The sequence below is a fragment of the Pseudomonas rustica genome, assembly GCF_049959085.1.
In the GTDB taxonomy this organism is placed as follows: domain Bacteria; phylum Pseudomonadota; class Gammaproteobacteria; order Pseudomonadales; family Pseudomonadaceae; genus Aquipseudomonas; species Aquipseudomonas rustica.
In genome coordinates this window covers 2,307,292-2,328,769 of the sequence record NZ_CP188200.1, presented here as the reverse complement: position 1 = coordinate 2,328,769, position 21,478 = coordinate 2,307,292, and the positions used below count along the sequence as shown (strand labels likewise).

General features: G+C 57.3%; 21 protein-coding genes. 14 read left to right on the top strand and 7 right to left on the bottom strand.

Going from position 1 to position 21,478, the window contains the following annotated elements; translation table 11 throughout:
- Nucleotides 1-35 precede the first annotated feature (35 nt).
- Complete coding sequence (locus ACP3TY_RS10825; protein ID WP_159811350.1) at nucleotides 36-1,181, bottom strand: PQQ-dependent sugar dehydrogenase; 1,146 nt, start codon at nucleotides 1,179-1,181, stop codon at nucleotides 36-38.
- A gap of 52 nt (nucleotides 1,182-1,233) precedes the next feature.
- On the bottom strand, nucleotides 1,234-1,575 hold the full coding sequence (locus tag ACP3TY_RS10820) for a hypothetical protein (protein WP_426619937.1): 342 nt from the start codon (nucleotides 1,573-1,575) through the stop codon (nucleotides 1,234-1,236).
- Between the two features lie 191 nt (nucleotides 1,576-1,766).
- Here ACP3TY_RS10820 and ACP3TY_RS10815 point away from each other — a divergent pair, with 191 nt between their 5' ends.
- Nucleotides 1,767-2,621 (top strand): Ku protein, encoded by an 855-nt coding sequence (locus tag ACP3TY_RS10815; RefSeq protein ID WP_426619936.1) that lies wholly within the window; start codon nucleotides 1,767-1,769, stop codon nucleotides 2,619-2,621.
- A gap of 148 nt (nucleotides 2,622-2,769) precedes the next feature.
- Here ACP3TY_RS10815 and lpxO read toward each other — a convergent pair whose 3' ends face one another.
- Nucleotides 2,770-3,669: a lipid A hydroxylase LpxO gene (gene lpxO, locus ACP3TY_RS10810; RefSeq protein ID WP_053120461.1), complete on the bottom strand. Its 900-nt coding sequence runs from the start codon at nucleotides 3,667-3,669 to the stop codon at nucleotides 2,770-2,772.
- Between the two features lie 379 nt (nucleotides 3,670-4,048).
- Here lpxO and ACP3TY_RS10805 point away from each other — a divergent pair, with 379 nt between their 5' ends.
- Together ACP3TY_RS10805 and ACP3TY_RS10800 are read left to right on the top strand one after the other, a co-directional pair.
- Nucleotides 4,049-5,635 carry an ABC-F family ATPase gene (locus tag ACP3TY_RS10805; protein WP_082341426.1) on the top strand — a complete coding sequence of 529 codons (1,587 nt, stop codon included), beginning with the start codon at nucleotides 4,049-4,051 and terminating at the stop codon, nucleotides 5,633-5,635.
- Nucleotides 5,636-5,915: 280 nt separating this feature from the next.
- Complete coding sequence (locus ACP3TY_RS10800; RefSeq protein ID WP_426619935.1) at nucleotides 5,916-7,103, top strand: MFS transporter; 1,188 nt, start codon at nucleotides 5,916-5,918, stop codon at nucleotides 7,101-7,103.
- Between the two features lie 96 nt (nucleotides 7,104-7,199).
- Here ACP3TY_RS10800 and ACP3TY_RS10795 read toward each other — a convergent pair whose 3' ends face one another.
- Both ACP3TY_RS10795 and ACP3TY_RS10790 read right to left on the bottom strand, forming a co-directional pair.
- Nucleotides 7,200-8,237, bottom strand: coding sequence for an alpha/beta hydrolase family protein (locus ACP3TY_RS10795; protein ID WP_282357606.1), 1,038 nt, complete (start codon nucleotides 8,235-8,237; stop codon nucleotides 7,200-7,202).
- A gap of 237 nt (nucleotides 8,238-8,474) precedes the next feature.
- Nucleotides 8,475-9,086, bottom strand: coding sequence for an FMN-dependent NADH-azoreductase (locus ACP3TY_RS10790; RefSeq protein ID WP_053119839.1), 612 nt, complete (start codon nucleotides 9,084-9,086; stop codon nucleotides 8,475-8,477).
- 128 nt (nucleotides 9,087-9,214) lie between these two features.
- On the opposite strand from ACP3TY_RS10790, the gene ACP3TY_RS10785 reads away from it, so the two are divergent.
- Together ACP3TY_RS10785 and ACP3TY_RS10780 are read left to right on the top strand one after the other, a co-directional pair.
- Nucleotides 9,215-10,123, top strand: coding sequence for a LysR substrate-binding domain-containing protein (locus ACP3TY_RS10785; RefSeq protein ID WP_400748601.1), 909 nt, complete (start codon nucleotides 9,215-9,217; stop codon nucleotides 10,121-10,123).
- Nucleotides 10,120-10,479 (top strand): MmcQ/YjbR family DNA-binding protein, encoded by a 360-nt coding sequence (locus ACP3TY_RS10780; protein WP_159811356.1) that lies wholly within the window; start codon nucleotides 10,120-10,122, stop codon nucleotides 10,477-10,479. Before ACP3TY_RS10785 ends, ACP3TY_RS10780 begins: the two co-directional genes overlap by 4 nt.
- 115 nt (nucleotides 10,480-10,594) lie before the next feature.
- Here ACP3TY_RS10780 and ACP3TY_RS10775 read toward each other — a convergent pair whose 3' ends face one another.
- Nucleotides 10,595-11,023 (bottom strand): DUF1294 domain-containing protein, encoded by a 429-nt coding sequence (locus tag ACP3TY_RS10775; RefSeq protein WP_426619934.1) that lies wholly within the window; start codon nucleotides 11,021-11,023, stop codon nucleotides 10,595-10,597.
- Nucleotides 11,020-11,850: an undecaprenyl-diphosphate phosphatase gene (locus ACP3TY_RS10770; RefSeq protein WP_282357602.1), complete on the bottom strand. Its 831-nt coding sequence runs from the start codon at nucleotides 11,848-11,850 to the stop codon at nucleotides 11,020-11,022. The genes ACP3TY_RS10775 and ACP3TY_RS10770 overlap by 4 nt, the downstream gene beginning before the upstream one ends.
- A gap of 305 nt (nucleotides 11,851-12,155) precedes the next feature.
- Between ACP3TY_RS10770 and ACP3TY_RS10765 the strand changes: the two genes are divergently transcribed.
- The 9 genes from ACP3TY_RS10765 (at nucleotide 12,156) to ACP3TY_RS10725 (ending at nucleotide 20,558) form a co-directional block, all read left to right on the top strand.
- Complete coding sequence (locus ACP3TY_RS10765) at nucleotides 12,156-13,790, top strand: methyl-accepting chemotaxis protein (RefSeq protein WP_426619933.1); 1,635 nt, start codon at nucleotides 12,156-12,158, stop codon at nucleotides 13,788-13,790.
- A gap of 259 nt (nucleotides 13,791-14,049) precedes the next feature.
- Complete coding sequence (gene pnuC, locus ACP3TY_RS10760; protein WP_426619932.1) at nucleotides 14,050-14,613, top strand: nicotinamide riboside transporter PnuC; 564 nt, start codon at nucleotides 14,050-14,052, stop codon at nucleotides 14,611-14,613.
- Nucleotides 14,610-15,134 (top strand): AAA family ATPase, encoded by a 525-nt coding sequence (locus ACP3TY_RS10755; protein WP_426619931.1) that lies wholly within the window; start codon nucleotides 14,610-14,612, stop codon nucleotides 15,132-15,134. The genes pnuC and ACP3TY_RS10755 overlap by 4 nt, the downstream gene beginning before the upstream one ends.
- Nucleotides 15,135-15,491: 357 nt before the next feature.
- Nucleotides 15,492-15,941 carry a hypothetical protein gene (locus tag ACP3TY_RS10750; protein WP_426619930.1) on the top strand — a complete coding sequence of 150 codons (450 nt, stop codon included), beginning with the start codon at nucleotides 15,492-15,494 and terminating at the stop codon, nucleotides 15,939-15,941.
- A gap of 1 nt (nucleotide 15,942) precedes the next feature.
- Nucleotides 15,943-16,512: an adhesin gene (locus tag ACP3TY_RS10745; protein ID WP_282357597.1), complete on the top strand. Its 570-nt coding sequence runs from the start codon at nucleotides 15,943-15,945 to the stop codon at nucleotides 16,510-16,512.
- A gap of 73 nt (nucleotides 16,513-16,585) precedes the next feature.
- Nucleotides 16,586-17,596, top strand: a complete 1,011-nt coding sequence (locus ACP3TY_RS10740; protein WP_053119822.1) for a hypothetical protein — start codon at nucleotides 16,586-16,588, stop codon at nucleotides 17,594-17,596.
- Between the two features lie 64 nt (nucleotides 17,597-17,660).
- Nucleotides 17,661-18,341, top strand: coding sequence for a C39 family peptidase (locus ACP3TY_RS10735; RefSeq protein WP_053119820.1), 681 nt, complete (start codon nucleotides 17,661-17,663; stop codon nucleotides 18,339-18,341).
- Nucleotides 18,342-18,386: 45 nt separating this feature from the next.
- The gene (locus ACP3TY_RS10730) at nucleotides 18,387-19,196 is read left to right on the top strand and encodes a hypothetical protein (protein WP_426619929.1); all 810 of its coding nucleotides are present in this window, start codon (nucleotides 18,387-18,389) and stop codon (nucleotides 19,194-19,196) included.
- 45 nt (nucleotides 19,197-19,241) lie between these two features.
- Nucleotides 19,242-20,558, top strand: a complete 1,317-nt coding sequence (locus tag ACP3TY_RS10725) for a hypothetical protein (protein ID WP_159811365.1) — start codon at nucleotides 19,242-19,244, stop codon at nucleotides 20,556-20,558.
- Nucleotides 20,559-21,478 lie beyond the last annotated feature (920 nt).

Below are 21,478 nucleotides of genomic sequence, written 5' to 3'. Positions count from 1 at the left end.
TCCCCTCACCACAGGTATAGAGCGCTCTCAGCGCCTTACTTCAAGCCAAGCTTGTACAACGAACCCTTCGACTCATCCGTAAGCACATACAAATAACCATCCGGCCCTTGGCGCACATCCCGAATCCGCTCTTTAAGCTCGCCGAGCAAACGTTCCTCATGCACTACCTTATCGCCATCAAACTGCAACCGGATCAACTCCTGCGTCACCAATGCACCAATAAACGCGTTGTGCTGCCACGGTTTAAACCGGTCAGCATCGTAAAACGCCATGCCAGACACACCCGGTGATTTCTCCCAGACATGGTGCGGTGCAACCGTGCCTTCAGCCGTTTTACCCTGCGCTTCAGGGATCGGCTGCATCGAATAGTTGATGCCGTGAGTCGCCAGCGGCCAGCCATAATTCTTCCCACGTTCGATGATGTTCACCTCATCGCCACCGCGTGGGCCGTGCTCGTTTTCCCAGAGCGTGCCGTTCCAAGGGTTGAGCGCCGCACCCTGCGGGTTACGCTGACCATAAGACCAGATTTCTGGACGCACACCGGATTGCCCGACAAAGGGGTTATCGTCCGGCACTCGGCCATCGGGATAAATGCGCACGACCTTGCCTTGCAGCTTGTCGAGATCCTGAGCGGTTGATCGATCATTGTTTTCACCCAAGGTGATAAACAGATAGCCGTCGCGATCAAACACCAGCCGTGAGCCGAAGTGATTGCCAACCGAGAGCTTCGGCTCCTGGCGGAAGATCACTTTGAAATCCTTCAGCGTTTTCAAATCATCCGACAGGCGCCCCCGCCCGACCGCTGTGCCGGCCTTGTCGCCCTTGCCACCACCTTCGGCGTAAGACAGGTACACCATGCGATCCTGTTTAAAGTCCGGCGACAGCGCTACATCAAGCAAACCGCCCTGCCCCTTGGCCCAGACTTGCGGTACGCCACTGATTGGCTCGGACAACTTGCCGTCCGTGCCCACTACACGCAGATTGCCCGGCCGCTCGGTCACCAACATGCCTTGGCGATCCGGCAAAAAAGCCAACGCCCAAGGATGGTCGAGTCCTTGAGTAATCGTGGTGACTTCGAGGATGCCCTGCTCGCTTTTCAGCTCTTTGGGCGCTGCGGCGAATACCGGAGCACTGATCAGAACGCCGGCACACAGGCTGGCCAGTAGGGTTTTACGCAACATGCACGATTCCTTATGTTCGCTTGAAAGGCTGACAGAACCTCAGTCCTGCCGTTCAACGGTTGCTGTCGGTACCCCGTGAGGGTGGATTGGGAATAAACGTCGGCGGTGTACTTGGCACCGAACGAATCGGCTGGCCGTTGCCGATGCCACGGTTTTCCACGGTGGGCGTACGCGGCGTTGGCGCAGTGCTCGGGCCACGAATCGGCGGGTTGCTCGGCTGAGTGCCTTGCATGCTGTTGGGGTTGGCCCGGCGGATCGGGCTGTTGTAGGGATTATTACTGTTGCCGGTCGGACTCTGCGCCAGCCACAGCGTCGAGGCTGGCACCGAGACGTCCGCATGAGTCCAACCCACGCTCAAGCCGAGGACGGCGATGCCAAGCTGAATTCGGTTCATGGGGCAACCTCTCGATGCAAGTGGATTAGAGCCTTCGAGTCCACGCTACGCCCAGGGTTCGCATTTGTTAAGTCACAGGCTTTAAACAACATGTAACCAGACACGACCGCTGGCCCCAGAGCCCGCGCAATCACTGGAAACTTTCACGCTGGGCCACAGGTCACCTGATCATCACTTGGGAGATCATCACCATGGCTCGGGCAATCTGGAAAGGCGCGATCAGTTTTGGACTGGTTCACATCCCCGTCGCGCTGGTTTCAGCGACATCGTCCCAAGGCGTGGACTTTGACTGGCTCGACAGCCGCAGCATGGATCCGGTGGGCTACAAACGGGTCAACAAGGTCACCGGTAAAGAGGTCACCAAAGAAAATATCGTCAAAGGTGTGGCCTATGAAAAAGGTCGTTACGTAGTGCTCAGCGAAGAGGAAATCCGTTCGGCACACCCGGTTTCCACGCAAACCATTGATATCTTTTCTTTTGTTGATGCTGAGCAGATTCCCCTGCAAAACATCGACACACCTTACTACTTGGCGCCCGACAAACGAGGCGGCAAGGTGTATGCGCTGCTTCGGGAGACGCTGAGCAAAACCAACAAGGTCGCCCTTGCCCGCGTCGTTTTACATACTCGTCAATACCTGGCGGCGCTGATGCCACTGGAGTCGGCACTGGTGTTGGTGAAGCTGCGCTGGCCGCAGGAGGTGCGCAGCCTCGATACGCTAGAGCTTGGGAGTGAAGTGACCAAGCCGCAACTGGCCAAGGGCGAACTCGACATGGCCAAACGGCTGGTGCAGGACATGAGCGCGGACTGGAAGCCTGAAGATTACAACGACGAGTTTGAAGACAAGATCATGGCGCTGGTGGAGAAGAAAGCCCATGAAGGCAAGATCGAGGATGTCGAAACGGTGGGTGGCGAGGAAGAGCGTAAGACGGCCGATGTGATCGATTTGACGGAGCTGCTGAAACGCAGTCTGGGCGGGAAAGCGGCGCCGAAGCCGAAGGGAAAAGCTGCGCCAGCGAAGAAAACGAAGAAAGCGTCAGCCAACTGACAGGTTGCTTTTGCGAGAGTCATTTGACCCGGCCGAGCAAAAGCTATGTAGGAGCTGCGGCACGCTGCGATCTTTTGACTTTGAAGTGTTTAAAAAACAAGATCAAAAGATCGCAGCCTCGTTGCACTCGACAGCTCCTACAGGAGGATCAGATCAGGATAAAGATCGCCAACAAGCTACCGAAGATCGCCCACTTTTCCATGTAGTACAGCTTGCGATTACGTTTTTTCAGCTCTTTACCACGCAGACGAATCTTGTAGATTCTGGCAAACAGACGGTTGATACCGCCAGTCCGGTCACCGGCATCGTTCGGCGCACCGGCTGCCGACATCACGTTACGGCTGAACCAGCCGTTGAACGCCGCCGCCCAGCGATATTTCATCGGACGCTCGATGTCGCAGAACAGGATGATGCGGTTCTTATCAGTGGTGTTTTCCGCGTAGTGAATGAACGTTTCGTCGAACATCACCGCTTCACCGTCACGCCAGTGGTAGTTTTCGCCATCGACGTTGATGTAGCAACCAGCATCATTTGGCGTATCGAGACCCAAGTGATAACGGTACGAACCGGCGTACGGGTCACGGTGGCGCACCAGTTTCGAGCCCGGTGGCAGTTCGGCAAACATCGCCGCTTTGATCGAGCCGATGCTTTGCACCAGTTCGGTGGTACGCGGGCACAGTTTCATCGCCGACGGATGGCTGTCGCCGTACCACTTCAGGTAGAAGCGCTTCCAACCGGTCTTGAAGAACGAATTGAAGCCGACATCGTTGTACTGATCTGAGCGTTTGATCTCGCCGGCACGCAGCAGATTCTGGCCTTCTTCCCGGATTTCCTGCCAATGTTCCTGCAACGGACTCAGATCGGGAAACTCCGACGGATCCAGATAAGGCTTGTTCGGTTTTTTCGAAAACAGATAGAGGAAGCAGTTGATCGGCGCGAGAAACGACGAATGATCGCTCAGTTGGCGACCCAATTTGTGCCGCACCCGTCCACGAAGATGAACGTATGCAATGGAAATGACATAAATAGCAGCAATGATGAGTTTCACGGAAATCGTCACATGTCAGTAGTGAACAAACTGCGCGCCTGAAGGCCTCTGGCCCGGCGTCTGATGCAGTGGTCGGATTACAAATGGCACGTCCCTGAGCCCGCGCCGTTGAAGGCCGCTGGGTGAATGGATGGCATTTTAGCCACACTTTGTATCCGATAGTGAACCTGTAAGTGTTAAAAACTGTCCCGGGTGTGCGCCAATCAGCGGTCATGGCGTGTTCGCCCTATCGTTAAGAGCGCCAGACCAGTACAATTGCCGCCAAACTTTACGCGCCCCCTTGGTTGATGCCGGGACTTTCCCGCCTCAGCGCACTTTGACTCGGGCCAAGCGCTCCGGCCGCACCCTCGCTACTCAGAATGCTTCGCAGGAATAACTCTTGATCTCTACAGCTAACATCACGATGCAGTTCGGCGCCAAGCCGCTGTTCGAAAACGTTTCGGTCAAATTCGGCGCGGGTAACCGCTACGGCCTGATCGGCGCCAACGGTTGCGGCAAGTCGACCTTTATGAAAATCCTCGGCGGTGATCTCGATCCGTCCGGTGGTCAGGTCATGCTTGAGCCGAACGTACGCCTGGGTAAGTTGCGTCAGGATCAGTTCGCCTACGAAGAATTCACCGTGATCGACACCGTGATCATGGGTCACGAAGAGCTGTGGAAGGTCAAGGCTGAGCGCGACCGCATCTACTCGCTGCCGGAAATGAGCGAAGAAGACGGCATGGCCGTGGCCGAGCTGGAAACCGAATTCGCCGAGATGGACGGTTACACCGCCGAGTCCCGCGCCGGTGAGCTGCTGCTGGGTCTGGGTATCGGCATCGAGCAGCACTTCGGCCCGATGAGCGAAGTGTCGCCAGGCTGGAAGCTGCGTGTGTTGCTGGCTCAGGCACTGTTTTCCGATCCGGAAGTGCTGTTGCTCGACGAACCGACCAACCACCTGGACATCAACACCATTCGCTGGCTGGAAAACATCCTGACCCAGCGTAACAGCCTGATGATCATCATCTCTCACGACCGTCACTTCCTGAACAGCGTGTGTACGCACATGGCTGACCTGGATTACGGCGAGCTGCGCCTGTTCCCGGGCAACTACGACGAGTACATGACTGTGGCGACCCAGTCCCGCGAGCAACTGCTGTCGGACAACGCCAAGAAGAAAGCACAGATTTCCGAGCTGCAATCGTTCGTTAGCCGCTTCTCGGCCAACGCCTCGAAAGCCAAGCAGGCGACTTCCCGCGCCAAGGCGATCGACAAGATCCAACTGGCCGAGGTCAAGCCTTCGAGCCGCGTGAGCCCGTTCATCCGCTTCGATCAGAACAAGAAGCTGCACCGCCAGGCAGTCATCGTCGAGAAGATGGCTAAAGGCTTCGACGGCAAACCATTGTTCAAAGACTTCAGCTTCCAGGTTGAAGCCGGCGAGCGCGTGGCGATCATCGGCCCGAACGGTATCGGTAAAACCACCCTGCTGCGCACTCTGGTCAACGAACTGACCCCGGATGCCGGTAGCGTCAAGTGGACCGACGCCGCTGAACTGGGCTACTACGCTCAGGATCACGCGCACGACTTCGAAGACGATGTCACCCTGTTCGACTGGATGGGTCAGTGGACTCAAGGCGAGCAGATGATTCGCGGTACTTTGGGCCGCATGCTGTTCTCCAACGACGAGATCCTCAAGTCGGTTAAAGTGATTTCCGGTGGTGAGCAAGGTCGCATGCTGTTCGGCAAGCTGATTTTGCAGAAGCCGAACGTGCTGATCATGGACGAACCGACCAACCACTTGGACATGGAATCGATCGAGGCGCTGAACCTGGCGCTGGAAAACTACCCGGGCACGCTGGTTTTCGTCAGCCACGACCGTGAGTTCGTATCGTCCCTGGCCACGCGCATTATCGAGCTGAGCCCGGATGGCGTGACTGACTTCAGCGGCACCTACGATGACTACCTGCGTAGCCAGGGTGTGGTGTTCTAAAAGCAGCTTCGAGGTTTGAGCTGCTAGCTGCAAGTTAAAGGCCCTGTCCATGTGACGGGGCTTTTTGTATTTCGATGGCAAGTCATTTGTTGGTACGGAAACCATCGCGAGCAGGCTCACTCCTACAGGGGAACGCATTTCAAATGTAGGAGTGAGCCTGCTCGCGAAGGGGCCGTCAGCAGCGCCATCAATCCAAGGATAAATAGTTAGCCTGCTTCCTTTTATCCCTCACCCACGCCATCATGCGAACTCTCCCACCGCCGCCCGCGAACGAGTCCTCATGTCTGCGCAGCAACTGCCACCGCAAAGCTCCATGGCGATCACCCTGCAGATCGTTTCCATCGTTTTCTATACCTTTATTGCCTTCCTCTGCATCGGTCTGCCGATCGCGGTGTTGCCCGGTTACGTCCACGAGCAACTGGGTTTCAGCGCAATCATTGCCGGGCTGGTCATCGGTTCACAGTACCTGGCCACCCTGCTCAGCCGCCCGATGGCCGGGCGCATGTCGGACACCATCGGCACCAAACGGGTGATCGTGTATGGCTTGCTAGGGATTGTGCTGAGTGGCGTGCTCACCCTGATTTCGACGCTGTTGCAAAGTTTTCCACTGACCAGCCTGCTGATTCTGATCGTCGGGCGTTTGTTGTTGGGGGTCGCGCAGGGCCTCATTGGTGTCGGCACGATCAGTTGGTGCATGGGCCAGGTCGGCGTCGAACACACGGCAAAATCGATTGGCTGGAACGGCATCGCCTCGTATGGCGCGATTGCGATTGGCGCGCCGCTGGGCGTGGTGATGGTCGCTGAATACGGCTTCGCCAGCCTCGGAATTGCCCTGTCGGTATTGGCCGCCGGCGCGTTGCTGTTGATCCGCAACAAACCTTCGGTACCAGTGATTCGTGGCGAACGCCTGCCGTTCTGGGCAGTGTTTGGGCGCATTGCCCCGTTCGGCGCAAGCCTGACCTTGGCGTCGATCGGTTACGGCACGCTCACCACGTTTATCACGCTTTATTACCTCAACCGTGGCTGGAGTGGCGCGGCGTACTGCCTGACGGTGTTTGGCGTGTGCTTCATTCTGTCGCGACTGCTGTTTATCTCAGCGATCAGTCGTTTCGGCGGTTTTACCTCGGCGATTGCCTGCATGACCATCGAGACTGTGGGACTGGTGATGTTGTGGCTCGCGCCCTCCACCGCGTTCGCCTTGATTGGCGCCGGGTTGGCGGGGTTTGGTCTTTCGCTGGTGTATCCAGCGCTGGGGGTTGAGGCGATCAAGCGCGTGCCGAGTTCCAGCCGTGGTTCGGGGCTGGGGGCTTATGCGGTGTTCTTTGATCTGGCGTTGGCGATTGCCGGGCCGCTGATGGGTGCGGTGGCGTTGAATCTGGGCTATTCGTGGATTTTCTTCAGTGCGGCGCTACTGTCGGTGATCGGGTTGGGGCTGACCCTACTGCTTAAACGCCGAGCAATGGGTTGAATCAAGATCAAAAGATCGCAGCCTTCGGCAGCTCCTACAAGGGAATACCCTCTCATGTAGGAGCTGCCGAAGGCTGCGATCTTTTGATCTATCGAGCTACTGATCTGCGGTCTGCATCCCCGCCCGAGTCGGTTTACCCAGCGCATGCGAGAAAAACCGGCCAGCCTCGGAGATCAGGTTGCGATGGATGTCTTCGCGGTCCACGCCATCAGCGTCGGTACACAACGCCGGCATCGCCATGAGTTGCTCTTCCGTGCACGGCGCCATAAACACAAAGTGCCCTGCCCCGGCCAGCAACTTGAAGTCCGGCGCGGTCGGCAGTTTGCGCGCCAGCGCGGCGGCGTTTTTGTCGAAAGCCACCAGTTTGTCGCCATCACCGCTATAAAGAAGCACCGGCACATGCACGTCGGCCAAGGTATGACGGCCGAATTTAAGACTCAGCGGCGCCATTAACAGCAAGGCATGTACGCGCGGATCGGCGACAGGCTGTAAATCATCGCGATCCACAATCAACTCGCCCTTAGTGTTGCAGGCGTCGCGATCGTCAGGACGCTCTTGGCAGTAGCGACGCAAGCGATCCAGATCCGGCTGCGCCCCCGAAAGGATCAGCGCGGTCTCACCGCCTGCCGAATAGCCGATCACCCCGACCTGGTCGGCGTTGACGAATGGCGCAAGCATTGGGTCGCCAAGCGTGGCGGTAATCGCTTCGGATATCTGGATCGGCCGCCCGTAGAGGTTGCTGAGGGTACCGAGCCGGCTGTGATCCTTGGAGTTGTCGCCGGGGTGAATGACCGCTACGACGACGAAGCCTTTACGCGCCAGTGAGGTCGCGAGGTCATGCAATGCGAGCGGCGTCCCGGTGTTGCCATGGGACAACATCAGCATGGGAAAACGGCCAATGGCGATTTTGGTGTCTTCACCCGCCTCGACTGTGTAGCCCTCAAGCAGCGCGGTGTGCTCGCGATCGCTGGAAGGATAGAAGGCGATGGCGCGCATCGGTTGCAGATCCAGTGGATCAAGGAACGTCATCTCGTGGTAGCCGACGCTCCAGCGTGGATGCAACCCGGGGGCGGCGTGCACTGTATTCAGGCTGCCTAGCAGGCAAATCAGTAACGTTGCACAAAGACGCATCATCGGATGCCCCACCCTGTTGTTACTCAATCGAAAGATCCGCCGTGTTGCGAACGCCGAAGCGCCGAGGATTCGGCCTTAGGCGAAGGCAATACACTCAGACGCTGTTCGTTTAACTGCATAACCCGGGCCAGATTATGTAACAGTCAGAAACAAAAAACTCTGTATTTGGCCCTTGCAGAACCAGAATACAGAGTTTTTTGGGTGTTACCTGAACAACAGCTGTTCTTTACGCAAGCCTTACGCAGCGGCGAACAGTTGCTCGCTGATTTTCGCTTGAGCAGCGGTCATCGCGTTGTTGCGAACTTCGTCGCCGTACGCCAGACCTTCAGCGCGAACGATTTCGATGTCGGTGATGCCGAGGAAACCCAGCACCAGCTTCAAGTAGTCTTCGTGAGCAACGCCGCTCGCTTGACCGGCGTGGATGCCGCCAGCGGTGGACACGATGACAACTTTCTTGCCACCGCAGAGGCCTTCAGGGCCGGCTTCGGTGTAACGGAAAGTCTGGCCGGCAACGGCGATGCGGTCGATCCAGGCTTTGAGTTGGGTTGGCACGGTGAAGTTGTACATCGGTGCGGCGATGACGATCGCGTCAGCCGCGATGAATTCGGCCAGGGTGGTCGCGCTCAGGTCGGCTTCGTGCTGTTGTGCGGCGTTGCGCAGTTCAGCGGTGGTGCCGGCGGCAACCAGGGTGGTCGACGAGAAGTGGCTGATGGCGTCAGCGGCCAGGTCGCGGTAAGTGACCACGGCGCTCGGCTCGGCGGCTTGCCAGGCTTTGGTGACTTGGCTGCTCAACTGACGGGAAGCCGAGTTGTCGCCCAGAATGCTCGAATCGATATGCAGCAGTTTCATGCGGAATCTCCTGGAATGAATCGCCTGTGGCGACCGAATGGAGACAATCCTACGCAAGAAACCAATGGATGATTAGCCGCCGACAATGCGATAGTTTGTCCCACTGATAGAACAGTTGGATTTCCCTGATGCAAGATCTCAACGATCTCTACTATTTCGCCAAAGTCGTCGAGGCCGGTGGCTTTGCGGCGGCGGGCCGTTTGCTGGGCATTCCCAAGTCACGACTGTCGCGGCGAATTGCCGAACTCGAAGAGCGACTCGGCGCGCGTCTGCTGCAGCGCACCACGCGCCAGCTCAATCTCACTGCGGTCGGCGAGCGTTATCTGCGCCACTGTCAGGCGATGTTGCTGGAAGCGGAAATGGCTGACGAGGCCGTGGCGAGCATGTCCAGCGAACCGCGCGGTCGATTGCGCGTGTCGTGCCCTACCGGGTTGGCCCATGAAATGTTGCCGATGGTCATCAGCGACTTTCTCGGCAAATTTCCGCAGGTACAACTGGAAGTGGTGCTGCTCAATCGCCGGGTGGATCTGGTCACCGAAGGGATTGATGTCGCGTTGCGCGTCAGAGAACTGGGTGACGAAGATCCATTGCTGGTGACTCGACGATTGCGTCAGGCGCAAATGGTGGTGATCGCCAGCCCGGCTTTTCTTGAAGGCAAGACGATCGAACATCCGCAAGACCTGAAAAATCTGCCGGTGCTCGGCGCGCTGGAAGCTGATCGCATGGTGCATGTGCGCTTGCTCGATCAACACGGCAAGAGCTTCGAACTGAGTATGGAGGCACGGCTGGGGATTGACGATTTTGTGGTGCGCAAGGCCTGCGTACTGGCCGGTCAGGGCTTTACGCTGTTGCCGATGATGTATTGCGAAAGCGAACTGCAAAACGGCACGCTGGTGCAGATGCTGCCGGAGTGGTCGCTGCCCGGCGGCTGGCTGCAAGCGGTGTACCCGCATCGCCGCGGGGTGATGCCGGCGGTGCGCGCGTGGATCGATCATCTGGTCGAGTCGTTCAATGCCTGTGGGGAGCGGTTGCTATGACGAAAGGAAAAATGAGCGAAGCGGACGTCGCTGCGTTTTGCCTGGGCCTGCCCGGTGCGCGGGAAGATTATAAATGGGGCGGCGTGCGCGTGTTCTCGATTGCCGGCAACAAGATGTTTGCCTTGCAGGGACTGCGCGGTGATTCGCTGGCGTTCAAGGTCGACAAGGATCTGTTCCTCGGCCATTGCGACCGCCCGGGAATTCACCCGGCGCCGTATTTGGCGCGGGCGCAGTGGATCATCATGCACCCGCCCTACCCGCTGGGCGCTGAGGAGTTGCGCGGATTGTTGCAGCGCTCGCACCAGTTGGTGGTGAGCAAATTGCCCAAGAAAACCCAGATCGGCCTACTGCTGTGACCCCAACCCCCTGTAGGAGCTGCCGAAGGCTGCGATCTTTTGATTTTGATGTTTAAAAAGAAAAATCAAAAGATCGCAGCCTTCGGCAGCTCCTACAGGGGGAGTCGGTATTTGTTTAGAACAGGGCCAGCAGGTTCGAGCCGAGGAATATCTGGTCGATCCAGAACACTTGATGCAGCGCAACGATCATCCAGAACAGCACCTGAAACGACACCTTGCGCGTCTTGTGCCGAAACACTTGCTGGGCGATCAACGCACCCGGCCAGCCGCCGGCCAGTTCCACCGCGTGAAGGATGTTCTCCGGCGTGCGCCAGGCATCGGCGCGCGCCTTGCGTTTATCTGCCCAGTACAGAAAGAACGCCAGCACGCTAACGATGCCGTATGCCGCCAAAGGCACCAGCGAGATCCCGCGCATCCACATCGACAGCGAGCCGAACAACGGCAACGCGAGAACGATCAGCAGCACCACCAGTTTCAATTTCAGATGCTGAATGTTGCCGCCCGAAGGTCGCCCTTCCGGCCGGCGTGCGCGGGAATCACTCATGGCTTGGCTGCCGACCAGTCCACCCAGCCAAACTGCCAGGTCGCCAGAATCACCAGACCGAAGACGATCCGGTACCAGGCGAACGCCGCGTAGCTGTGGCTGGCGATGAACTTGAGCAAGCCTTTCACCGCGATCATGGCGAAGATGAAGGCGGTGACAAAACCAATGGCGAATACTGGAAAGTCCGCCGGCACAAACAAGTGGCGGTACTTGAAGCCCGAGTAAACCGCTGCACCGACCATGGTTGGCATGGCGAGGAAGAACGAGAACTCGGTTGCGGTTTTGCGCGACAGACCGAAGAGCAAACCACCGATGATCGTCGAGCCGGAGCGCGAAGTCCCTGGAATCATTGCCAGACATTGGGCGAAACCGATTTTCAAGGCGTCCGTCCAGCGAATCTCATCGACCGTTTCGGCATGCACTTCATGCTGACGCTTTTCCGCCCACAACATGATGATGCCGCCAATGACCAGAGCCGCCGCAACGGTGATCGGGTTGAACAGGTACTCATGGATCAGGTCGGCAAAAATCACCCCCAATACCACTGCCGGCAAGAAAGCGATCAGCAGATTAGCGGTAAAACGCCGCGCGCTCGGCTGGGTCGGTAAACCGATGACCACGTCGAGAATCTTGCGGCGAAACTCCCAGACCACCGCGAGGATCGCGCCGAGCTGGATGATGATATTGAACGCCATGGCCCGTTCGCCGCCGAAGTTGAGCAAGTCGGCAACGATGATCTGGTGTCCGGTACTGGAAATGGGCAAAAACTCCGTGAGCCCCTCTACAACTCCAAGTATCAGTGCCTGCAAGGCGGTCCAAAGATCCATCAATCCCCCAAAGAGCGATGCACGACGGCATGCCCCGATAGTATTTTTCTTACGTTCACTGCGATCAGCGTAGCTGTTTATGGCTGTACCGATTCCGCGCGCACAGGATCCACACGAAATGGTCAAAATTCCGTGAAATATCAACTTGGATTCAGGTTTTTACGCGCGGGGCCGAAATCCTATCAGACAAGCCGTAAAAGCGCTGCCGCGTTATACGACTTGGGTCGCGTAGGCCGCATCACCGAATCGTGGTTGGATGCTGGCGATGGTTTATGACAATAAAAAGAACCCGGAGTGACAGCGTTATGAACAGCTTGCGCAGTGTGTCGATCAGCCGACGCTTGTGGCTCATCTTGGTGGTAGCGGTGGTCATGTTGTTGACCTTGGGCGCCTTGATGCTCAAGCAGATCCACGCCGACCTCTATCACGCCAAAGCCCAGAAAACCCAGCATGTGGTGCAAACCGCCAGCGGTCTGCTGACCTATTACCACGACCTGGAAACCGCCGGCACCCTGAGCAAAGAGGCCGCGCAGAAGCAGGCGCTGACTGCGATCCGCGGCCTGCGCTATGACCAGAACGACTATTTCTGGATAAACGACCTCACGCCCGTGATGGTCATGCACCCGACCAACCCCAAACTTGAAGGCCAGAACCTCTCGGCAATCCGCGATCCGGACGGTTTTGCGGTGTTTAACGAGATGGTCGCCATCGCCAAAGCCAAGGGCGCCGGCATGGTGGATTACCGTTGGCCAAAACCCGGTGCCAGCGAACCTGTGGCCAAGACGTCCTACGTCAAACTGTTCGAGCCGTGGGGCTGGGTACTTGGCTCCGGCGTGTATATCGACGATGTGCAGGCCGAATTTCAGGGCCAGGTGATCAAAGCCTCGGCGATTGGTCTGGCGATTGCCGTGATCATGGCGCTGCTGGTGATTCTGATCGCGCGCAGCATCGTTCGGCCGTTGCAGGAAACCGTGAACGCCATGGCCAACATCGCCAGCGGCGAAAGCGACCTGACTCGCAGTCTCGATACCCACGGTCAGGACGAAGTCACTGAGTTGGCGCACCACTTCAACGCCTTCACGGCCAAGCTGCGTAGGGTGATCGGCGACTTGCAGGTCTCGGCCAGTGCGCTGGGGGTGTCGTCCAGCGAACTGGGCAACGATGCCTCGCAGGCGCAGCAACGCAGTCAGCAGCAATCGCAGCAAATGGAGTTGGTGGCCACCGCGATCAACGAGGTGACCTACGGCGTGCAGGACGTGGCGAAAAACGCCGAGCACGCGGCCGCCGAAATGCGCGACGCCGAAGCGCAGGCACAACAGGGACAGATCAATATCGATGGCAGCTTGCAGCAAATCGACAAACTGTCGGGGACGATTGATCAGGCGGTTGAAGTGATTCGCACATTGGCTGCTGAGAGCACGCAGATTGGCAGTGTGCTGGAAGTGATTCGTTCGATTGCCGAGCAGACCAATCTACTCGCGCTCAACGCTGCTATCGAAGCGGCGCGTGCTGGTGAACAGGGTCGCGGTTTTGCGGTGGTGGCGGATGAGGTTCGATTGCTCGCGCAACGGACGCAGAAGTCGACGGCGGAAATTCAGACGATGATTGAGCGTTTGCAAAATCATTCCGAAGCGGCCGTGAAGGTGATTGGCGACAGCAGCAAGGCTTCGCAGCTGACCATTGAGCAAGCAGGACTGGCCGGGGCCAGTTTGAGTGCGATTGGCCAGGCACTGCGCAATCTGAATGGCTTGAACGCTTCGATTGCCAGCGCCACGCTGCAACAGGCGCATGTGGTTGAGGACATTAACCAGAACGTGACGCAAGCGGCCGGGCTGTCGCACAGCACGGCGTTGGCGGCGGAACAGTCGAGTGTGGCCAGCATAAGGCTTGCGCAACTCAGCGAACAGCTGAACGGCTTGCTGCGCCAATTCCGTGTCTAACCCCCCAATTGCCTGTGGAACACTAATCCTGTGGTGAGGGAATTTATCCCCGATCGGCGGCGTAGCCGTCGTAAAACCAGCCAGCGCGTTCTAACTGCCAGAACGCGTTGGCTGGTTTTGGGAGCGCTGCGCACTCCATCGGGGATAAATCCCCTCGCCACAGGGAAATTTGTTGCCAACAGTGCGTGTGCGGTAGCTAACGCCCCTTAGCCGTCTCTGGGTACAATCCGCCCCCCTTCAACTCCCCCAAGGAAGACTCATGTCCGGGCTCGAACTGTTTGCCGCCGCTCTCGGTGTGATTGCCGTGTGGCTGACGGTTAAACAGAATCCGCTGTGCTGGCCGATCGGGCTGGTCATGGTGTTGCTCTACAGCTGGATCTTCTTTGAGGTGAAGCTGTATTCGGACATGTTGCTGCAAGTGATCTACGCCGCCCTGCAAATCTACGGCTGGTGGCAGTGGACGCGGGCCGGGACGATGCATGACGGTCGGCAGGTCACCCGCCTCGATCAGCGTTCGATTCTGTTGGGGCTGGGTGTCGGCGCGGTTGGCAGTTTGTTCCTGGGCGCGGCGATGGCGCACTGGACGGATGCCGCGCAACCTTGGCTGGACGCAGCGCTCACCGGTTTTAGCCTGGTCGCACAGTTGTGGATGGCGCAGAAACGTCTGCAATGCTGGGCGTTGTGGTTTGTGCTCGACGTGATTTTTGTCGGCCTGTTCATCTATAAAGGCCTGTACCTCACCGCTGCGCTGTACGCCTTGTTCACCCTGATCGCGGTGCAAGGCTGGCGTGAATGGCGAGCTGATCCGGCGTTGCGCACATGAAAGTCGTGGTGCTCACCGGCCCTGAATCGACGGGCAAGAGCTGGCTCGCTGCCGGCCTGCAAAAGCAGTTTGGCGGGGTTCGGGTGGATGAGTACGTGCGCCGGTTCATCGAAGAGAATCCGCGCGATACTTGTCTGGCTGACATTCCCGCGATCGCCCGTGGCCAGTTGCAATGGGAAGACAAGGCGCGCGCGCAGCGGCCAGCGCTGCTGATTCTCGACACCCACTTGTTGAGTAATATCCTCTGGAGTCAGACGCTGTTCGGTGATTGTCCGGCCTGGCTGGAGCCCGAGTTGTTGGCGCGGCATTACGATCTGCACCTGTTGCTGTCCCCTGAGCAGATCGACTGGACGGATGACGGTCAGCGCTGCCAACCGGATCTGCAGGAACGTCTGGCGTTCTTTCGAGCCACCCAAAATTGGCTGGAAAAACACCGGCAGCCCTTTCAAATCATTCAAGGCAATTGGGCCGAGCGACAGGCGCAAGCCGTAGCCGCGGTCGCACATCTATTGGCTGACTGATCATCGAGGTGGGGCTTTTGCCCCACCATTTCACCCTGTTTTGGGGGAATTGTGTCCGTTTCTGAAACACTCGCCCGAGTGCAAAGTGGCCGTTTCAACGCCCTTCATCGTTTTGTCATGCCGCTTGTTACGCTGATGAAACACATCCCCGCAAACCCTTGTTCCAGAGCTTTGTTCAGCGAACAGACAGGTCTTCTGGCCAAGCACTGTTTCAGTGATGAAACATCACGTGTTTCAGCCCTGCGAACTTTTCCGATAACCCATTGAAAAACCGTCTTTTTTAAAAAGCGGCACAGCTTTCGCTCTCTCCTTCCCAACGCTGACTAGGGCCAGCCCACTGAAGAAGGAATTGCCGCCGTGGGGAATATCAAAAAAGGCTTCACCTGCCTGGTGCTGATCGGATCTGCAGCCAGCACATTCATCAGTTTCAACGCTCAGGCCGAAGGCAACGGCGTGATTGTGCTCAATCGCGATGTGCAGGTTCATTCGATCGGCCGCGAGAGGGGCAAAGACCCCTACCCAACCACCGTCAACGCCAACCCTTCGGCACGCGTCAATCAGGCCGTGAACAGCGGTGAACTCAGCGATGGCGAGTTTGCCAGCGTCGCCAGCGGTTCCTCCATCAGCGGCACCATCATGAATCAGAACGGTGCGCTGCCCGGTACCAACGTCATCACCAACCCCAACGGGTTGCCCGGTATGAGTGCTGGTCACGGTGGCGGCAGCGGCAGCAGCATTTCCAACACCATCAATCGCTCTCTGAGCACCGGTCTCGCCCCGCTGACGCGCATGGCTGGAGGCCAATGAGATGAATCGCACTCTACTCATTCTGGCCCTGCTCAGCTGCACCAGCGCCATGGCCGACTCCAGCAACAACAACGCAGACATTCAGAACACCGGCATCCAATACAAAGGTAACTACAACGTTAACCAGGCCGCCGGCGACCAGATGCAACAAACCAACACCAAAGCAATCGCCATCGGCACCAGTGCCAGCGCATCGACCAGCGTGATTCAGCGCATCGACACCCCGGCCGAACGCTCGGCCAATGCCAGCGCGAACATCGGCGGCAACTCTTTCAGTAATGGTAACGGGATTCTGGGCGTGAACCAGGGTGCCGGGGCCAACAACCAAATGGCCAACGTGACGCGCGTCAGCATCAGTGCTGCCCCGCAGAGCGTTGACGATAGCGCCCTTTCGCAACAGAACGTGGCGTTGTTACCGAGCTCAGGAGCAACTGGTACCTCAATCGGCAGTCGCCAGGTCACCACAAGTGATCAGGCCTTCACCGGCAGCCGCGGGGTAATCCAGGTGAACCAGAGTGCCGGGGTGGGGAACCGTATGGCTAACACCCTGAGCATCCGGGTCGCAGACTGACCCAAACAATAAAAGCTGTGCAATTAGAAAGTACCAACACTTAACCAACTAATAAGCACGATGGAGAAACACCATGAAACCTACAATGGCTCTCAAACCACTGGTTTTCGCACTTGCAGCAGTGATGGCAATCGCAGCACAGGCAGGCGGTCGTGATGACGATCACGGTCATGGTAACGGCGGCCACAATAACGGTGGTCATAACAATCAACCAAAAGGCCCTACTCTCGAAGAGCTTCTGCAAATCGGGGCCGGCGCTGGGGCTGCTGTACTCGACTCGCAAAACAGCGATAGCAACATCGTTGGCAACCAGGGCACTAAAAACAATGCCACTGTCGATAACTCGGCGAACGGTTCCAACGGCAACCTGGGCATGAACAACACCGCCGGCGACGGCAACCAGCAAGACAACGCTGCTGCACTGGCCACCGCTGACGAAAGCTTCATCTTCGGCACTGCCGTTGCTGTTTCCAGCGCTACCCAGGTTAACAACAACAACGCTGTGGCTAACGCCTCGACGACCAACAATGCAAGCTTGAACAATGTGGGTAACGGCGGTTCCGGCAACATTGGCATCAACAACAGTGCCGGCAACTTCAACCAACAGAAAAACAACCTGGCAATTGCTGTATCGGGTGGCCGTGTAGCGAATGCTGCCGCTGCAGCCAACCAAAGCTCCACCGGTCTGACTGTGGCCAACTCCGCCACTCAAACCTACAAAACCACTACCCTCACCGGTACTGTCGCCGCTCTTGGCGCGTTCGGTGCAGTTGGCGAAGCAACCATCAAAGGTGATAGCGGTCACGGCGGTGGCGGCTATGACGATCGTGGCCACGGTGGCAACGGTGGTAGCAAAGATCAGAAAGCTACCTTCGAAGCTGTGGGTGTCTTCGGTCTGGCTGGCGTAACCACTCAACAAGTGATGACTCCAGACGGCTGGAAAAACCCTGTAACCAACAATGCCACCCTGAGCAATGTTGGCAACAACTTCTCCGGCAACGCTGGTTTCAACAACGCCGCCGGTGTTGGCAACCAACAAAGCAACTCGTTGTCCATCGCCGCAGGTTGCAAAGCCTGCATGTAATCGCGATCGAACTGAAAGCCCCGGCAACGGGGCTTTTCCTTCAGTCCGCCAAGGCGTATCGATCATGCGTAAAACTGCCCTTATCGCTTTGCTTTGCCTGTCTGGCTTGAGCCAGGCCGCGCAAATGCCAGTGGCCGCCCTCCCGGGTGGCGTACTCATTTACAAGGATGTGCAGAGCATTCGTGAGCGCAAGTTTGCCGACATCGTCGAACAGAAAACCGACTTCAGCTGCGGCGCTGCTGCACTGGCGACGGTGTTACGCCAGGCCTATTGGCTCGACGTCGATGAGGAGCACATCATCAAAGGCATGCTGGTCAACGCTGACCAGGACCTTGTCCGTACTCAAGGTTTTTCCATGCTCGACATGAAGCGCTACATAGAAAGCATCGGCATGCGCGCCAGGGGCTACAAGATTCCACCGGAGAAGCTCGACGCAGTAACAATCCCGGTGGTGGTACTGATGGAAATTCGCGGCTACAAGCATTTCGTCGTGCTACAGCGTTCGGATAAGGATTGGGTTTACATCGGAGACCCGGTGCTGGGACACAAACGCTATAAACATGATGATTTTGTCAAAGGTTGGAACGGCATCGTCTTCGCCATTGTGGGCCCCGGTTATGACAAGGCAAACGCACTACGCAGCCCACCGGTACCGCTGACGGCGAAGAACAAGCTGGATGGCTTCAACCCTGTCAAAGATGCTGAATTGATGGACTTCGGATTCATTCAGAGCGACTTCTTTTAATCGCCGCTTATAAAAAAATGGGACTGGATGTCCCGGGAGCAGCAGATGAAAACCTCATACTGGCTGGCCGCCGCCTGCCTGGCCGCGAGTGCGTCAGGCTATGCCAATGCAGGATTCACACCCATCGAAATAAAGGATCAGGAGCTCTCTGAGCTGCGTGGTCGGTATGTCATGCCGGGGCGGATTATCAGCTTCGGCATTGTTATGAGCAGTACCTGGCGCAACGCCAGTGGCGATCTGATCGGTGCAGCCGCCTCGATGCAGATCCAGCAATCCACGATCAAACCCGAATTCTATGTTTCGACCATCAAAGAGGCCGGCAATATCGTCAATTCGGCGCAGAACGCCGTCGCGAGCGCCAACAATGGCGGCGCCGCCCCAACGACCCAACCGGCCCAACAACAAGGCACCGGCACCATCATTGGTGGCGCAGCCTTGAATACCAGCCAGGGCGTAACGCAAAGCGTGCGCGCTGCCGGCGATGACAACACGGCGTACAACAACGTTGCGATCAACGTCAAAGAAGCCAGCCAAGCTCCGGCCATTACGCCTTCCCAAGGCCAAGCTCTGGTCGCAGGCCAGACCATCACCGGCAGCAACGCCGCCGGCAATGTCGCGGTTTCCGCCACCGGCGGTGGCGTGCAAATGGCAATTCAGGCCAGCGGCAACCAGGGCGCCGCTCTGCAACAGGTTGCCCAGAGCGGGCTGCTGCAGAACACCCGTTTACTGGGCAGTTCGAACGTAGTCAATAACATGACTCAACTCAACGTTGTGTTGAACAATAACGGCATGAGCGCCGGCGCACTGGATTGCAACCTGACTCAACTCAGGGCCCTACGCAACATAGGATATTGAACTACGCTGAGTCTCGATCATTGGGCTTAAAGGGACGGCTTTTTCATGTATCGATCAGTATCACTGCGTGCTGCTGTATGTCTGAGTACGCTTCTCCCGGCGGCAATGTTGCAAGCTGCACCTGACGCCGATGTAGAAGCGCTAAAACAAGAACTGATGGAACTCAAGCAACGATACGAAGTGCAACAAAAAGCCCTGGCGGTCCTTGAACAACGTGTCCGCCAGGTCGAAGACCAACCCGCTGCGCCGCAACCCAAACGCCTGGTGAAATCGCCGGCCGACCTCAGAACTCAAAAAGTGGCGGCCGCAACAGGGACTGGTGCAGCAGCCGCGTCGGGGGGCGCAGCCGGAGGGGGCACGGGCAGTTCTTATGGCCAATCACTGGCCGATGATTCGCAACCCGCGCAATCGGTATCCAACCTTTACGACGAGGCCAGCGGCTTCTTCGGTGGCGGTCGTTTCAGCGTTGAAACCGGCATCACCTATTCGCGCTACGACACCCGTCAACTGGCGCTTAACGGCTTTCTGGCGCTGGATTCGATCTTCCTCGGCAGCATCAACCTGGACCGGATCAAGGCCGATACCTGGACCCTCGACCTGACGGCGCGCTACAACTACAACAACCGTTGGCAGTTCGATATCAACGCCCCGGTCATTTACCGCGACTCGACTTATCAGTCCGGCGGCGCGCAAGGCGGCGCATCGGGTGCCCTCAGTGAACAGGATGTCACTCAGGATCCGACCCTCGGCGATGTCAACGCAGGTATTGCCTACAAATTCCTCGACGAATCGCCGAACCTGCCGGATGCGGTAGTGACGTTGCGCGTAAAAGCGCCAACCGGCAAAGACCCGTTCGGGATCAAGCTGCGTCAGGCCCCGGGCGACAACACCAACCTCTTCGTGCCTGACAGCCTGCCGACCGGTAACGGCGTCTGGTCGATCACGCCGGGCATCTCGCTGGTGAAAACCTTCGACCCTGCCGTGCTCTTCGGTAGCTTGTCCTACACCCACAACTTCGAAGATTCGTTTGACGACATCAGTCCACGGGTCAACGAAAAAATCGGCGGTAAAGTGCAACTGGGCGACAGCTTCCAGATCGGCGCCGGTGTAGCGTTCGCATTGAACGAGAAGATGAGTATGTCGTTCTCGGTCTCCGACCTGGTGCAACGCAAGAGCAAGATCAAACAGGATGGCGGCGATTGGGAGTCGGTTGTCTCCAGTGACGCCAACGCCGGTTACTTCAACATCGGTATGACCATTGCGGCCACCGACAACTTGACGATCGTGCCTAACCTGTCCATCGGCATGACCGAAGATGCGCCGGACTTTTCCTTCAGCCTGAAATTCCCGTATTACTTCTAACCACAGAAATCTGTAGGAGCAGAGCTTGCTCGCGAAGGCGTCAGTACATTCAATATTGATGTTGAATGTACCGGCCTCTTCGCGAGCAAGCTCGGCTCCTACACTGTTTTGTGGTGCAAATTAAACTGCGCGTACGCCATGATTCTGTAGGAGCAGAGCTTGCTCGCGAAGGCGTCAGTACATTCAATACTGATGTTGAATGTACCGGCCTCTTCGCGAGCAAGCTCGGCTCCTACACTGGTTTGTGGTGCAAATTAAACTGCGCGTACGCCATGATTCTGTAGGCGCAGAGCTAGCTCGCGAAGGCGTCAGTACATTCAATATTGATGTTGAATGTACCGGCCTCTTCGCGAGCAAGCTCGGCTCCTACACTGTTTTGTGGTGCAAATTAAACTGCGCGTACGCCATGATTCGGTAGGAGCAGAGCTTGCTCGCGAAGGCGTCAGTACATTCAATATTGATGTTGAATGTACCGGCCTCTTCGCGAGCAAGCTCGGCTCCTACACTGTTTTGTGGTGCAAATTAAACTGCGCGTACGCCATGATTCGGTAGGAGCAGAGCTTGCTCGCGAAGGCGTCAGTACATTCAATATTGATGTTGAATGTACCGGCCTCTTCGCGAGCAAGCTCGGCTCCTACACTGGTTTATGGTGCAAATTAAACTGCGCGTACGCCATGATTCTGTAGGAGCAGAGCTTGCTCGCGAAGGCGTCAGTACATTCAATACTGATGTTGAATGTACCGGCCTCTTCGCGAGCAAGCTCGGCTCCTACACTGTTTTGTGGTGCAAATTAAACTGCGCGTACGCCATGATTCGGTAGGAGCAGAGCTTGCTCGCGAAGGCGTCAGTACATTCAATATTGATGTTGAATGTACCGGCCTCTTCGCGAGCAAGCTCGGCTCCTACACTGTTTTGTGGTG

Bases quoted from the DNA above. Each gene is read 5' to 3' on its own strand.
- ACP3TY_RS10725 (WP_159811365.1), top strand. From the start codon at position 19,242: ATGTATCGATCAGTATCACTGCGTGCTGCTGTATGTCTGAGTACGCTT.
- ACP3TY_RS10815 (WP_426619936.1), top strand. From the start codon at position 1,767: ATGGCTCGGGCAATCTGGAAAGGCGCGATCAGTTTTGGACTGGTTCAC.
- ACP3TY_RS10765 (WP_426619933.1), top strand. From the start codon at position 12,156: ATGAACAGCTTGCGCAGTGTGTCGATCAGCCGACGCTTGTGGCTCATC.
- ACP3TY_RS10755 (WP_426619931.1), top strand. From the start codon at position 14,610: ATGAAAGTCGTGGTGCTCACCGGCCCTGAATCGACGGGCAAGAGCTGG.
- ACP3TY_RS10800 (WP_426619935.1), top strand. From the start codon at position 5,916: ATGTCTGCGCAGCAACTGCCACCGCAAAGCTCCATGGCGATCACCCTG.
- ACP3TY_RS10740 (WP_053119822.1), top strand. From the start codon at position 16,586: ATGAAACCTACAATGGCTCTCAAACCACTGGTTTTCGCACTTGCAGCA.
- pnuC (WP_426619932.1), top strand. From the start codon at position 14,050: ATGTCCGGGCTCGAACTGTTTGCCGCCGCTCTCGGTGTGATTGCCGTG.
- ACP3TY_RS10780 (WP_159811356.1), top strand. From the start codon at position 10,120: ATGACGAAAGGAAAAATGAGCGAAGCGGACGTCGCTGCGTTTTGCCTG.
- ACP3TY_RS10745 (WP_282357597.1), top strand. From the start codon at position 15,943: ATGAATCGCACTCTACTCATTCTGGCCCTGCTCAGCTGCACCAGCGCC.
- ACP3TY_RS10820 (WP_426619937.1), bottom strand. From the start codon at position 1,575: ATGAACCGAATTCAGCTTGGCATCGCCGTCCTCGGCTTGAGCGTGGGT.
- ACP3TY_RS10795 (WP_282357606.1), bottom strand. From the start codon at position 8,237: ATGATGCGTCTTTGTGCAACGTTACTGATTTGCCTGCTAGGCAGCCTG.
- ACP3TY_RS10825 (WP_159811350.1), bottom strand. From the start codon at position 1,181: ATGTTGCGTAAAACCCTACTGGCCAGCCTGTGTGCCGGCGTTCTGATC.
- ACP3TY_RS10775 (WP_426619934.1), bottom strand. From the start codon at position 11,023: ATGAGTGATTCCCGCGCACGCCGGCCGGAAGGGCGACCTTCGGGCGGC.
- ACP3TY_RS10770 (WP_282357602.1), bottom strand. From the start codon at position 11,850: ATGGATCTTTGGACCGCCTTGCAGGCACTGATACTTGGAGTTGTAGAG.
- ACP3TY_RS10785 (WP_400748601.1), top strand. From the start codon at position 9,215: ATGCAAGATCTCAACGATCTCTACTATTTCGCCAAAGTCGTCGAGGCC.
- ACP3TY_RS10730 (WP_426619929.1), top strand. From the start codon at position 18,387: ATGAAAACCTCATACTGGCTGGCCGCCGCCTGCCTGGCCGCGAGTGCG.
- ACP3TY_RS10790 (WP_053119839.1), bottom strand. From the start codon at position 9,086: ATGAAACTGCTGCATATCGATTCGAGCATTCTGGGCGACAACTCGGCT.
- ACP3TY_RS10735 (WP_053119820.1), top strand. From the start codon at position 17,661: ATGCGTAAAACTGCCCTTATCGCTTTGCTTTGCCTGTCTGGCTTGAGC.